Source organism: Kutzneria kofuensis, assembly GCF_014203355.1.
GTDB lineage: Bacteria > Actinomycetota > Actinomycetes > Mycobacteriales > Pseudonocardiaceae > Kutzneria > Kutzneria kofuensis.
The window spans coordinates 6,232,691-6,245,855 of sequence record NZ_JACHIR010000001.1 but is presented as its reverse complement, the minus strand read 5'-3'; the positions used below and the strand labels follow the sequence as shown (position 1 = coordinate 6,245,855).

The 13,165-nt window shown below is 71.0% G+C and carries 12 protein-coding genes; 7 read left to right on the top strand and 5 right to left on the bottom strand.

Annotated features, from left to right (window positions below):
* Positions 1-93: 93 nt before the first annotated feature.
* Complete coding sequence (locus BJ998_RS28920) at positions 94-1,110, top strand: LacI family DNA-binding transcriptional regulator (RefSeq protein WP_184866512.1); 1,017 nt, start codon at positions 94-96, stop codon at positions 1,108-1,110.
* A gap of 48 nt (positions 1,111-1,158) precedes the next feature.
* On the opposite strand, the gene BJ998_RS28915 is transcribed toward BJ998_RS28920, so the two are convergent.
* Positions 1,159-1,590, bottom strand: coding sequence for a DoxX family membrane protein (locus BJ998_RS28915; protein ID WP_184866511.1), 432 nt, complete (start codon positions 1,588-1,590; stop codon positions 1,159-1,161).
* Between the two features lie 333 nt (positions 1,591-1,923).
* On the opposite strand from BJ998_RS28915, the gene BJ998_RS28910 reads away from it, so the two are divergent.
* Positions 1,924-2,469, top strand: coding sequence for an HdeD family acid-resistance protein (locus tag BJ998_RS28910; protein WP_221338155.1), 546 nt, complete (start codon positions 1,924-1,926; stop codon positions 2,467-2,469).
* On the opposite strand, the gene BJ998_RS28905 is transcribed toward BJ998_RS28910, so the two are convergent.
* The gene (locus tag BJ998_RS28905) at positions 2,431-3,693 is read right to left on the bottom strand and encodes a glycosyltransferase 87 family protein (RefSeq protein WP_184866510.1); all 1,263 of its coding nucleotides are present in this window, start codon (positions 3,691-3,693) and stop codon (positions 2,431-2,433) included. The genes BJ998_RS28910 and BJ998_RS28905 overlap by 39 nt on opposite strands.
* Positions 3,694-3,893: 200 nt before the next feature.
* Between BJ998_RS28905 and BJ998_RS28900 the strand changes: the two genes are divergently transcribed.
* The gene (locus BJ998_RS28900; protein ID WP_184866509.1) at positions 3,894-4,478 is read left to right on the top strand and encodes a helix-turn-helix domain-containing protein; all 585 of its coding nucleotides are present in this window, start codon (positions 3,894-3,896) and stop codon (positions 4,476-4,478) included.
* Positions 4,479-4,577: 99 nt separating this feature from the next.
* On the top strand, positions 4,578-5,234 hold the full coding sequence (locus BJ998_RS28895) for an RES family NAD+ phosphorylase (protein WP_184866508.1): 657 nt from the start codon (positions 4,578-4,580) through the stop codon (positions 5,232-5,234).
* A gap of 3 nt (positions 5,235-5,237) precedes the next feature.
* Here BJ998_RS28895 and BJ998_RS28890 read toward each other — a convergent pair whose 3' ends face one another.
* From BJ998_RS28890 to BJ998_RS28880, 3 genes are read right to left on the bottom strand one after another with little or no spacing between them, the layout of a single operon-like run.
* Positions 5,238-5,816: a GNAT family N-acetyltransferase gene (locus BJ998_RS28890; protein ID WP_184866507.1), complete on the bottom strand. Its 579-nt coding sequence runs from the start codon at positions 5,814-5,816 to the stop codon at positions 5,238-5,240.
* A 17-nt stretch (positions 5,817-5,833) separates the two neighbouring features.
* A complete protein-coding gene (locus tag BJ998_RS28885) occupies positions 5,834-7,753 on the bottom strand; it encodes a S9 family peptidase (RefSeq protein WP_184866506.1) in 1,920 nt (639 codons plus the stop codon).
* A 15-nt stretch (positions 7,754-7,768) separates the two neighbouring features.
* Positions 7,769-8,800, bottom strand: a complete 1,032-nt coding sequence (locus tag BJ998_RS28880) for a TerC family protein (RefSeq protein ID WP_184866505.1) — start codon at positions 8,798-8,800, stop codon at positions 7,769-7,771.
* Between the two features lie 370 nt (positions 8,801-9,170).
* Here BJ998_RS28880 and BJ998_RS28875 point away from each other — a divergent pair, with 370 nt between their 5' ends.
* The 3 genes from BJ998_RS28875 (at position 9,171) to BJ998_RS28865 (ending at position 13,161) form a co-directional block, all read left to right on the top strand.
* On the top strand, positions 9,171-9,479 hold the full coding sequence (locus tag BJ998_RS28875) for an antibiotic biosynthesis monooxygenase family protein (RefSeq protein WP_184866504.1): 309 nt from the start codon (positions 9,171-9,173) through the stop codon (positions 9,477-9,479).
* A 68-nt stretch (positions 9,480-9,547) separates the two neighbouring features.
* Positions 9,548-12,229, top strand: a complete 2,682-nt coding sequence (locus tag BJ998_RS28870; protein WP_184869010.1) for an alpha/beta fold hydrolase — start codon at positions 9,548-9,550, stop codon at positions 12,227-12,229.
* Complete coding sequence (locus BJ998_RS28865) at positions 12,226-13,161, top strand: ABC transporter permease (protein WP_184866503.1); 936 nt, start codon at positions 12,226-12,228, stop codon at positions 13,159-13,161. The genes BJ998_RS28870 and BJ998_RS28865 overlap by 4 nt, the downstream gene beginning before the upstream one ends.
* Positions 13,162-13,165: the final 4 nt, after the last annotated feature.

Here is a 13,165-nt window from a genome sequence, read left to right as displayed (position 1 = left end):
ATCCGTACCGTCGGATCCTTCGATGGAGATAAACCGGTTTAGCGACGTGGCTGAACCGGTTTAGCTGCTGCGCTCTCGCCGTTTGGGGTAGCCGTGAAACGACCGACGATCATGGACATCGCCCGCCGGGCGGGCGTGTCCAAGGGCGCGGTCTCCATGGCGCTCAACGGCCTGCCGGGCGTGTCCGAGGCGACCCGCAGCCGGATCCTCGAGGTGGCGCGGGAGCTGGACTGGCACCCGAACAACGCGGCCCGGGCCCTGTCCGCGGCCCGGGCGGACGCGATCGGTCTGGTGCTGGCCCGCCCGGCCCGCACGCTCGGCGTGGAGCCGTTCTTCTTCCAGCTCATCTCGGGCCTGCAGGCGGAACTGTCCGGGCGGCGGATCGCGCTGCTGCTCCAGGTGGTCGAGGACCTGGACGCGGAGATCGCCGTCTACCGGCAGTGGTGGTCGGAACGCCGGGTCGACGCGGTGTTCCTGATCGACCTCCGGGTCGAGGATCCGCGCGTCGAACTGATGGAGGAACTGGACCTGCCGGCGATGGTGATAGGCGGCCCCGGGCATCACGGCCGGCTGCCGAGCGTGTGGGCCGACGACGCCAAGGCGATGACCCGGATCGTCGACCACCTCGCCGGGCTCGGTCACCGGCGGATCGCGCGCATCGCCGGGCTGCCCGACCTCCTGCACACCGAGCGGCGGACGGAGGCCTTCCGTGCGGCCGCGCACTCGCACGGCATCGACGCGGCCCCGATTCTGATGACCGACTACTCCGGCGAGCAGGGCGCCGCCGCCACCCGGCGGCTGCTCCGGTCGCCACAGCCGCCGACCGCGATCGTCTACGACAACGACGTGATGGCCGTGGCCGGTGTCGCGGTGGCGACCGAACTGGGCGTCGCGGTCCCGGCGTCACTGTCCATTGTGGCCTGGGACGACTCGCCACTGTGCCAGCTGCTGCATCCGCCGCTGACCGCGCTCACCCGCGACACGTTCGCGTTCGGCGCCTCGGCCGCGCGGTCACTGCTGGCGGTTCTCGACGGCGGCGAGGGCGCCGACGTGGAGGACCATGTGCCGATACTGGTCCATCGGGAAAGCACGTCGGCGCCCTCGGCCTGAAACCGTATTCGGCGACCACAATTCCACTGGAGGTGTCCGGTCAGCGGATCACCGGGCCGCCGGTTGCGGAACGGCGTTGACCCGGATCGCGGCGGTGCGGCGGAGCAGCCGGTCGATCGACCACACACCGGGGCCGAGGAAGGCCACCAGCAGGAAGGCCCAGCAGAACTGCACCGAGGCCTCGCCGCCGTTGACCATGGGGAAGAACGACTTCGGCAGGTGCACGGTGAAGTAGGCGTACGCCATCGAGCCCGAGCACAGCAGCGCCGCGACCCGGGTGAACAGGCCGACCAGCACCAGCCCGCCGGCCACAAGCTGGATCGCCGCGGCCCACCAGCTCGGCCAGACGCCGAAGGCGACCGCCTTCTTGGCGCCGAACATGCCGAAAAGGCTGGACGCCCCGTGACAGACGAACAGCAGCCCTATCACGATGCGATACAAAGAGATCACATACTCTTTTCCCTGCTCAAGAAAACGCATGGTCGCTCCAAGCACGTACGGACGGGCGGCTCCGCCAATTCTCACCAGTGACTTCCGACCTGGAGTACCCTTAACCGTTAACGTTGACAGTTGTCGCTTTTGTTAAAAGCAGTGAACGTCCCACTTCAGCGGCCACTTTCGAGCGATACTTCGATCATCTTCACATCTCGCTCCAAGCTAGTTCTGAGAAATCTCGAGCAACAATGTCACCTATTCAGCCCAGTGCCCATACGACCGGATTGGGCCAACCGCGCCGAGTGGTCGCGGCAAGGATCACGGGTCGTTGGCCCCTCTCGCGTTGCGGGCGTGGGCGCCGACCGCGACCATGACCGCGTGGTCGAACTGATGGCGCGCAACTGGTGGCTGGTGGCCCTCCGCGGCGCACTCGCCGTGATCTTCGGCATCCTCACCCTGGCCTGGCCGGGCGTGACGCTGGTGGCCCTGATCCTGCTGTGGGGCATCTACGCCCTGGTCGACGGCATCAGCTCGATCGCGCTGGGCGCGGCCGTGCGCGGCCACCGCTGGGCGAACGTGCTGATCGGCGTCGTCGGCGTGCTCGCCGGCCTGGTGGCGATCATGCTGCCGGGCGAGACCGCCGTCGTGCTGCTGGTGATCATCGCGATCTGGGCGATCGTGGCCGGCGTGATCCAGGTGGCCGCGGCGCTCGCGCTGCGGCGCACGCTGAAACACGCCTGGTTCCTGGTCGTCACCGGCGCGCTGACGCTCGTGCTGGGCATCGTGCTGCTGCTCAACCCCGGCGCCGGTGCGCTCGCGCTGGTGACGACGATCGCGGTGTTCGCGCTGATCTGGGGGATCTCGCTGATCCTGCTGGCCCTGCGGCTACGCGGTCTCCGCTACGGCACGGTCGACGCGGTCTGAGGCCGACCGCAGCCGGCGCGACCACACCGTCATCACCGCCAGCACGGCGATGGCCAGCCACACGTAGGCGTTGCCGATGACGTTGTCGTACAGGTCCCAGTACTGCCCGGGGTCCCGCAGCTCGGGCGCCTGGTGGTACGGGGCCTGCCAGAACAGGTAGATCGCGAACAGGGTGAGCGCGCCGAGCAGCCACGACCGGGCGCGGACCGCTGCGGCGGCGCCCCACACCAGCGCCAGCGCGGCCCACACCCAGTGGTGCGCCCAGGACACCGGCGACGCCAGCAGCGAGAACACGCCCACGGCCAGCATCGCCGGCAGGTCCTGCCCCGCCATCCGGGTCCGGCGCACGACCAGCCAGGTCAGCACCAGGACGCCGAGGCAGAGCACCACCCAGAGCGGCCCCTCCAGGTTGGCCGGGATGCCCAGCCGGGCGACCATGCCGCGCAGCGACTGGTTGTAGCTGAAGCCGAGGTTGCCGACCCGGTTGGTGTCGAAGAAGTCCTTGAACCAGTAGCTGGTCGAGTCGCCGGCGGCCAGCGCGAAGCCGACCAGGCCGAAGCCGACGAAACCGCCGATCATGGTCAGCGCGGCCCGCCATTCCCGCTTGGCCACGAAGAACAGCACGAACGCCGCCGGGGTGAGCTTGATCGAGGCGGCGAGCCCGATCAGCAGGCCGCGCGGCCACCAGGGCTTGGCGACGAGGCAGTCGGCCACGATCAGGCCGAGCAGCAGGATGTTGACCTGGCCGAACGAGATCGTCTCGCGGACCGGCTCCAGCCACGCGGCGCCGAGCGTGAGCAGGAGCGCGAGCACCGGGACCGGGAACCGGGCCAGCAGCCGCGCCGGCGCCACCCGCACCAGCACGGCGCGGATGCACAGGAAGAGGATCACCAGTGTCGCCGTGGTGAAAATGCCGATCGCGACGGCCAGCGGCAGCACCGCCAGCGCCGCGAACAGCACCGCGGCCAGCGGCGGATAGGTGAACTTGAGCATGAAGCCGGCGAACGGCGTCGCCATTTCCGTCTGGTAGAGGTCCTGGCCGTGCCGCCAGGCGTCGCCACCGCCGAGATAGACGTACAGGTCGGTGAAATGGTGCTGGTTGTACGTCCCGATGTAGACCGTGCTGATCACGATCACCGCGACGAGCGCGACGGCCGCCAGCGACCACAAGATCAACTCAACGGGAGACCTGCGCACGGACGTGGGGTTCGGCTGGTCGTCCACCGGTTCCCTTACGAGTCGGCCTGTCACAAGAAGGCCAGGGTAACGGGTCGCCGCCGGGGGCATTCCCCCAAGGGCACTCCGGCCGTTTTGGCTAGGTAGTGCCTACGTAGAGTGGCTGGACGGGTGCGGTCGGTCGAATTCCACGGTGATTCGGGTGACACCTGTCGCACGAATGCGCACGCGCAGGCTACCCTGTGCGTATGACCATGGCGTTGGAGACTGTACTGGCCAAGGCGGGCCTACGGGTCACCGCCGACGAGTTCCTCACCCTGGTCGAGGACGTCGCCAAGCGGCTGTCGCCGCCCCACCCGGAGCCGGCGACCTACTTCACACCCGAGCAGCAGGTCGCGCTCACCGACGTCGGCCTCGACCTCGGCGGCCTGCGCGAGGACGACTTCGAGCCGCGCGCCCGCGAGCTCGCCGCCCAGACCGTGCTGCTGGACACCGCGCTGACGGTCACCGACGCCGCCCGGGTACTCGACGTCGACACCAGCCGTATCCGCCACCGCCTCGCCGCCGGCCGGCTCGCCGGCTGGAAGGACCGCGGCAGCTGGCGGCTGCCCGCGTGGCAGTTCACCGACTCCGGCGTGCTGCCCGGGCTGGAGGTGGTGCTCGCCGCCATGCCCGAGGACCAGCCGCCGCTGGTGCTGGCCGGCTTCATGACGACGCCGCAGTCGGACTTCCCGGTCGGCGACGCCCCCGGCACGCCCCGGGCCTGGCTGCTCGCCGGCGGCGATCCCCGGCGCGTCGCCGCCCAGGCCGCCATGCTCGGCACACCGGCCTGACGCCCGAGGAATGCCCCCTCAATGATCGACATCCGGCCCGACCCGGCAGCATGTGGGGTCGGCCCCTGCACCATCCCCGAACGGAAACGACGTATCTGAATGGCTCGGCTCCCCCCACCGCCGGCACCCGCAGTGCTGCAGGCGCTTCTGCGCCGCGCCGAGGATGTGGTGGCGGTGCACCGCGCGACCCGGCTGGTCCGCATCTTCACGGCGGGCGGCAGCCACCCGCAGCGGTGGAACTCCTTCCGGTACACCGGCCCGCTGCCGCACGCCCGGTTCGACCCGCACCCGCCGACGCCCGACGGCGTCCCGGCGGACGACCCGGCGCACGGCGTCCTCTACTTCGGACTCTCGGTGCGGACCAGCGTCGCCGAGGTGTACCAGGCGACGTCCACCGTCGACCGCAAGACGCGGCGGCCGCACCTGGTCGTGTTCCGGCCCAAGCGGACCCTGCGGCTGCTCGACCTGGCCGGGCTGTGGCCGACCCGGGCCGGCGCGTCCCAGGAGATCAGCAGCGGCCCCAAGGACCTGACGCAGGCGTGGGCGCGGACCATCCGCGCCGCCTACCCGGAGCTCGACGGCCTCTGGTACCGCTCGTCGATGGACGCCGGCGACCCGGCCATCTGCCTGTGGGACCCGCCCGGCGGCAATGCCATGCCGGACGCCCCCGACGTGCTGCTGCCGCTGGAGCATCCGGGCCTTGACCTGCCGCTGAGCCGGATCTGCGAGGAACTGAACTACATCATGTTGGGCTGAGGCTCAGCCGAAGGCGGGGAATCGCCAGCCGGACGGGGGGTGGTTGCGTCGGCGGGCAGGAAGAAACCTGCCGTAGCGGACCAGCCCCAATCGGTGCTCGCCGACAACGTGTTCCTTGGCGGCGCCGTCGTGCCGCCAGCCGAGATGGGCGTAGAAGGAGCGGGTGGTCCAGTCGTCCTGGAGCACCCACAGCACGGCGTACCGGAAGCCCTGGTCGGCCAGGTGGTCCAGGGCGGCGTCGTGCACGATCCGGCCGGCGCCGGTGCCCTGGCACTCGGGATCGGCGTGCACCCCCACGAGTTCGCCGGTACGCAGGTCGGCGTGCACGTCATCGTCGTCACGGGCCTCCGCGACGACACAGTAGGACCCTATTCGCCCCTCGGCGTCCTCGGCGACGAACACCCCGTCGGGGTCGGGTAGGCACACCCATCGCCGCCATCCGTTCAGGTGGCTCTCCGGCAGCATCCGGTCGAGCAACACGTCCGGCACCGTGCCGCGAGCGGCATTTCGCCAGGACTCCTGGTTGATCCTGGCCAGCTCGCGAACGTCACCGGAATCGGCCCGTCGCACCGTCCATGTCATGACGGGAGCCTGCCAAATCACCGGGTCCCGGTGCCAATGGATTCCCCGAGGTGCCGTTGCCACCAGTCGAGCACGGCGTCGAACCGCTGCCGCCGGTGGACCGGCCGCCCGGAGCGGGTCAGCTCGTGCCCCTCGCCGGGGAAAAGCAGCAGCTCAGCCTCGGTGCCGTTGCTCTTCAGCGCCACGAACATGCGCTGGGCCTGCTCGATGGGACAGCGCCAGTCCTGCTCCGAGTGCACGACCGCGAACGGGATGCGGATCTTGTCGGCGTAGGTGAGCGGACTCACGGCCCGCTGCACATCGGGATCGGAGCCGCAGTAAACCTGCCCGAACCACCAGCCGATGTCGGACGAGCCGACGAACGAGTCCCAGGCGTTGACGGCCCGCTCGCTCCACGCCGCCTTGAACCGGTGGCCGTGGTGGGCGGCCAGCCAGCTGGTCATGAAGCCGCCGTAGGAGCCGCCCATCACGCCGACCCGCTCGGCGTCGCACTCGGGCAGCTCAAGGGCGGCGTCGAGCAGCGCCAGCACGTCGTCGGCGTCGACGGTGCCCAGCGCGTTGACGATGGCCACGCCGTGGTCGAAGCCGTAGCCGGCCGAGCCGCGCGGGTTCGGCAGCACCACGGCGTAGCCGGCGGAGGCATAGACCTGGGCCTCGTCGAACAGGCCCCAGCCGTAGTACATGAACGGGCCGCCGTGGACGTTCAGCAGCACAGGATGCGGGCCGTCGCCCTCGGGCAGCACGACCCAGCCGTGCACCGGGTAGCCGTCCGGCGCGGTGCCGTGGATCTCGCGGAGCGGCCGGATGCCGGCGGCCCGCAGGTCGGCGCCGAAGTCGGTCTTGACGTCCGTGCCGACCAGGACGACCTCGCCAGCGCTCTCGGGCGTCGACACGACCACCGCGATGCGGCCGGCGTCCTCGGCGAACGTCTTGACGACCACCTGGCCGCCCGCGATGACGGGAAGGTCGTCGAGCGGGGCCCGGTCGGCGTCGACGGGCACCAGACGCAGCTCCACCGCGCCCCGGTTGCGGACCAGCGCGAGGACGCCGTCCGCCGTGACGACGAGGTTGCCGGTGCCGCCTTCGCAGTCGACGGTCCGCGGATCGGTCAGCAGCCGCGGCGGCTGCGGGGAGCCGGCCGGGTCGAACGGCGCGACCCACACGCCATCGGGCAGCGGCCGCGCCGCCAGGCCGGTGAACTCGGAGCCGAGCAGGTAGATCCGCCCTTCGGCGGCGGCGATAGAGGTGATCATGCCCTCGCCGCGGACGGCGACGACCAGCTGGCCGCCGGCCGCGGGCACGGCGTACACGTCGTCGTGCAGGTTCTGCGGCCCGGCGTCCTGCCGTGCGCCGACGGCCAACACGTGCTGGCCGTCCGGAGTCCACGTCGGGTCGTCGAGGTCGACATCGCCGTCGGTCAGCCGGTGAGGCTCCTCCTCGGCCAGGACGTCGACGACGAACAGCTGCTGGACGCGGTCGCGGAGGAAGCCGACGCCGTCCAGCCGGTACCGCAGGTCGGTGATCCGGCGCGGCGCCTCGGCCTCGGCCGCCGGTGCGCCGTCGATGCCGTAGCGGCCCTCCTCGGGCACCCTCGCCGCGAAGGCGACGCGGCGGGAGTCCGGGGCCCACACCGGCGTGCCGGCGCCGCCGGGCAGGTCGGTCACCCGGCGGGCCTCGCCGCCGTCCGTGGCGATGACGTAGAGCTGGCGGTCACGCAGGAAGGCGACCCAGCGCCCGTCCGGGGAGATCCGCGGCGCCGTGTCCCGCTCGCCCCGGGTCCACGGCTGCGGCTCGGAACCGTCCGTCGGCACCCGGACGAGCCCGCCCCGGTAGCTGTCGGACTCCAGGTCGGGGCGGGCCACGTCGGTGAGCAGCAGATCGCCGCGAAGGGTGACGGAACCGGGCACGCGCAGCAGCGCGACGTCTTCAGGGCGCACCCGGCGACCGTACCTCTAGGCCGCTTCGGTGTTCGGCTTGCCGGTTGTCTTGGGCTTTCCGGTGCTGCCGGCCTTGCCCGTGACGTGCGTCTTGATCAGGCTGGCCACGGTGGTGACGACCAGGACGACGCCGATCACCGTGAGCGAGGTGCCGGTGCTGATCTCCCACACCGGCAGCCCCTCGCCGCCGTTGATGAACGGCAGCTCGTTGTCGTGCAGGGCCTCCAGGATCAGCTTCAGGCCGATGAAGCCCAGCAGCACCGACAGGCCGATCGGCAGGTACACCAGCCGGTCCAGCAGGCCGCCGATGAGGAAGTACAGCTGCCGCAGGCCCATCAGCGCGAAGGCGTTGGCCGTGAAGACCAGGTAGGGCTCCTTGGTCAGGCCGAAGATCGCCGGGATGGAGTCCAGGGCGAACAGCAGGTCGGTGGTGCCGATGGCGATCATCACGATCAGCATCGGGGTCACCATGCGGCGGCCGTTGTGCCGCACGAACGACTTGGCGTCGTGGTAGTCGTCCGTCACCGGGAGGACCTTGCGGGAGAGCCTGATCATCAGGTTCTCCTTGTACTCCTCGTCGTCGTGCGACTGGCCCTGCGAGCGGGCCATCTGCACCGCCGTGTAGACCAGGAACGCGCCGAACAGGTAGAAGACCGCGCTGAAGTGGCTGATCACCACCGCGCCGACGCCGATGAAGACGCCGCGCATCAGCAGCGCCAGCACCACGCCGACCAGCAGCACCCGGTGCTGGTGGATCTTCGGCACGGCGAACGTGGTCATGATGATCACGAAGACGAACAGGTTGTCCACCGACAGCGAGTACTCGGTGAGATAGCCGGCGATGAACTCGCTGGCCGGCGTCGAGCCGGCGAACCACCACAGACCGCCGGCGAACGCCAGCGCACAGGCGATGTAGAAGACGACCCACCGCGCCGCCTCGCCCACCTTCACAACGTGCGGGTGGCGGTCGACTATCACCAGGTCAAGGGCGAGGAGGACAGCCAGTCCACCGAGGGTGGCGATCCACAACCACAGTGGGACGATCATTGAACAACCTCCGGTCCTAGGGCGTGCGCCACTGACCGGAGGTCTCTTCCGCCGACATCCCGGGGGATGCCGACCGGCGGAACCGGGTGCTCCTCGTCGAACACCGTGCTGACGACGCCGCCGCGGGGGAATACTCCCCTCCAACACACCCAGTGTCCCTCATGCCCCCTGTCCGAAGCCAGCCAGGGCGGGCAACCTCACCTCGCCACCCCGGCGAGTCACGCTCTCAGGCAGGGCGAATGCCGGTTTCGGGTACCTCCGAACGGGTGTGCCCGAAACCTGCATTCGGGGTGTCCCAGAGCGTGACTCGCCGGGGTTCCACGGACAACCGGTCACCACACCTTCGGGAGCCCATGACACGATTCACCCCGTGATCCTCACGATCGCCGAGATCCACATCCGGGCGGGTTGCGCAGACGCCTTCGTCGACGCGTCCCGGAGCGCGATCGAGCACATCCTGGCCAGCCCGGGCTGCCGGTCGGCCAAGCTGACCCGCAGCGTCGAGGATCCGTGCCGGTATCTGGTGATCACCGAGTGGGACTCGCTCGAGTCGCACACCCAGCAGTTCTACTACTCCGAGCACCTCGTCAACTGGCGTACCGCGGTCAGCGAGTTCTTCGACGAACCGCCGATGGTCGAACACGTCAGCGAGGTGCTCGACGCACGGGGAGAGCTTTGACCAGCCGCACATGGCCCGCGGTGGGTCTCGTCGTCCTGCTGCTGCTCGCGGTGGCGGGCGTGCTGTGGATGACCCGGCCCGCGCCGCAACCGTCGATCAGTTCCCGGGACGTGCTGATCGACGTGGTCGACGGCCCGGACGACGCCAAGCAGCCGATCCAGCTGGACGCCACGTTCTACGTGCCGGAGACGACACCGGCGCCGGCGGTGATCGTGTCGCCGGGCTTCGGCCAGACCAAGGCCGACCTCGCCGACGACGCGACCGACCTGGCCCGGCGCGGGTTCGCGGTGCTGGCCTACTCGGCCCGCGGCTTCGGCCGCAGCACCGGACAGATCGAGTTGAACTCGCCGGACTACGAGGTGCGGGACGCCGACCAGCTGGTCGGGTGGCTGTCCCGGCAGCCCGAGGTCGTCCAGGACAAGCAGGACGACCCGCGCGTCGGCGTCATGGGCGGCTCGTACGGCGGCGCGCTGGCGCTGATGCTCGCCGGCCTGGACAAGGACAAGCGGGTCGACGCCGTCGCGTCCCTGATCACGTACAACGACCTGTCGAAGGCCCTGCTGCCGGACGCGGCGACCGCCGCCCCGATCGACGGGTCGACACCGGCCGCGGGCGTCGGCGGCGACGACGGCGTGTTCAAGAAGACGTGGGCGGGCAACCTCTTCGGCAGCGCGATGACCGGCATCCGGCCGGGTGCGGCCAGTTCGTGCGGGCGGTTCGCCCCGGACGTGTGCGCGGCCTACACGCGGGTCGCCACCACCGGGCGCGCCGACCAGGCCACGATCGACCTGCTGCGGCGCAACTCGCCGGTCAGCGTCGCCGACGGGATCAGCGCCCCGACGCTGCTGGTGCAGGGCGAGCAGGACACGCTGTTCGGGCTGGACCAGGCCGACGCCACGGCCCGGCAGCTGGCGAAGAACAACGTCCCGGTCAAGGTCTCCTGGTACCCGGGCGGCCACGACGGCGGCGCGCCCGGCGACGACGTCCGGGCCGAGGTCGCCGACTGGTTCGCCTTCTACCTCAAGCACGGCAACGCTCCCGATCCCGGCACCGGCTTCTCGTACGACGTGCAGGGCACGATCCGGGCCCGCGGCGCGCCGACGCTGCGGACCATCGCCGCGCCGGACTATCCCGGTCTGCGCAACGATCCGACGGCCCGGCAGAAGGTGCTCCTGACCGGCCCGCAGCAGCCGGTGATCACGCCACCGGGCGGCAGCCCCGCGTCCGTGAGCAGCCTGCCCGGCGTGGGGACGGCACTGCTCGGTGGATCGGCGGCCGGCCTGGCCGGTGGTCTCGCCGTGGACCTGCCCGGGCAGTCCGCCGTCTTCACGAGCGAGCCGCTGGGGTCGCCGCTGACGATCGCCGGCTCCACCCTCACGACGCTGCGTATCGGCCGGGCGCCGGTGCCGGCCGAGGGCGATTCCGGCGACACCGTGCTGTTCGCCAAGCTCTACGACGTCGGCCCCGACGGGCGGCGGACGCTGCCCGGATCGGCGGTCGCGCCGTTCCGGGTGCAACTGCCGGCCGACGGCTCGTCTGTCGACGTGAACGTCAGCCTCGCCGGCATCGTCCGGCCGGTAGCCGCCGGACACCGGCTGCAACTGGTCGTCACGACGACGGACCAGGCGTACGCGAACCAGACCGCGCCGTCGGTGCGGACGGTCACCTTGGCCGGCCCGCTGCGAGTGCCCGTGGTCAACGGCGCCAGCGCCTCCGGCAGCGGCATCCCGGCCGGACCGGTGATCGGCATCGCGGTCATTCTCGGCCTCGGCCTGCTGGCGGCGCTGGTCGCCGCGCTGCGCCGCCGGGGCGGCGGCGACGTCGACCCGGACCTGGTCGACGTGCCGATGGTGATCACCGGGCTGACCAAGTCGTACCCGGGCCGGCTGACGGCCGTGAAGGACCTGTCGTTCCGGGTGGAGAAGGGCCAGGTCCTGGGCCTGCTCGGACCGAACGGCGCCGGCAAGACGACCACGCTGCGAATGCTGATGGGCCTGGTCCGGCCCACTGCCGGCGAGATCCGGGTGTTCGGCCACCGGGTGCACGCCGGCGCGCCGGTGCTGTCACGGATCGGCTCGTTCGTGGAGGGCGCCGGCTTCCTGCCGCACCTGTCCGGCACGGCCAACCTGCGGCTGTACTGGGCTGCGACGGGGCGGCCGCCGGCCGAGGCGCACCTGGAGCAGGCCCTGGAGATCGCCGGCCTCGGCGACGCGGTGCGGCGCCGGGTCGGCACGTACAGCCAGGGCATGCGGCAGCGGCTGGCCATCGCGCAGGCCATGCTCGGCCTGCCGGACCTGCTCGTGCTCGACGAACCCACCAACGGGCTGGACCCGCCGCAGATCCACCAGATGCGGGACGTGCTCAAGCGGTACGCGGCGACGGGTCGCACCGTCGTCGTCTCCAGCCACCTGCTGTCCGAGGTGGAGCAGTCCTGCAGCCACGTCGTGGTGATGCACCGCGGCCGGCTGGTCGCGGCGGGCGACGTGGACGACATCGTCGCCGGCGGCGGCGAGGCGACGTTCCGGGTCGACCGCGTCACCGACGCCGCCCGGGTGCTGCGTGACCTGAACGGCACGTCGTCGGTCACCGCCGACGGCCAGCTCGTGCACGCGGACCTGGGCACGACGGCCCGGTCGGCGGCGGTCGACGCGCTGGTCCGGGCCGGCATCGCGGTCGAGCAGGCGGGGCCGCGGCGGCGGCTGGAGGACGCGTTCCTCCGGCTCGTGGAGAACGAACAGGGGCAGCCATGACCGACGACCACGGGGTGCACACCGATCCGGCGGCGATCGCCGAGCTGGTCGCCGCCGCCGAGAGCGAGCACGCCGACATCGCCGCCGACGGGTCCGTCGCCGGCTACCGCGGCTCGCGGACGTTGCGGCTGGGAGTGGAGCTCCGTCGCCAGCTGCGGCGGCGGCGCACCCAGTTGGCGCTCGGCTTCCTGGCGGTGCTGCCGTTCCTGCTGCTGATCGCGTTCAAGGCGGCGCCGAACCAGAGCAACTCCCGGTCGGCCTCGTCGGCGTTCGTGGACCTGGCCACGTCGAGCGGCCTGAACTTCGCGATCTTCGCGCTGTTCGCCTCGGCCAGCTTCCTGCTGGTCGTGGTGATCGCCCTGTTCTTCGGCGACACCGTGGCCAGCGAGGCCTCCTGGTCGAGCCTGAAGTACCTGCTGGCGATCCCGGTCCCCCGGGGCCGGCTGCTGCGGCAGAAGGCGGTCGTCTCCGGCCTGCTGTCGGTGCTCGGGCTGATCGTGCTGCCGGCGGTCGCGCTGGTCGTGGGCCTGATCTGGTACGGCAGCGGCGACCTGATCAGCACCACCGGCGAGTCGCTGGCGTTCGGCACCGGCCTCGTCCGGCTCGCCCTGGCCGTCGCCTACCTCATCGTCTACCTGACGTGGATCGCCGGCCTGGCGCTGCTGTTGTCGGTGTCCACGGACGCGCCGCTGGGCGCGGTCGGCGGGGCGGTGCTGGTGTCGATCGTGTCGCAGATCCTGGACTCGATCACGGCGCTCGGCGACCTGCGCGACTACCTGCCGACGCACTACGCGACGGCGTGGTCGGACCTGCTCAGCTCGGACGTCGACTGGGGCGACATGGTCCGGGGCTCGTTCTCGTCGCTGGCCTATGCGGCGGTCTTCGTGGTGCTGGCCGCGCGGCGCTTCGGCCGCAAGGACATCACGTCCTGAGAGC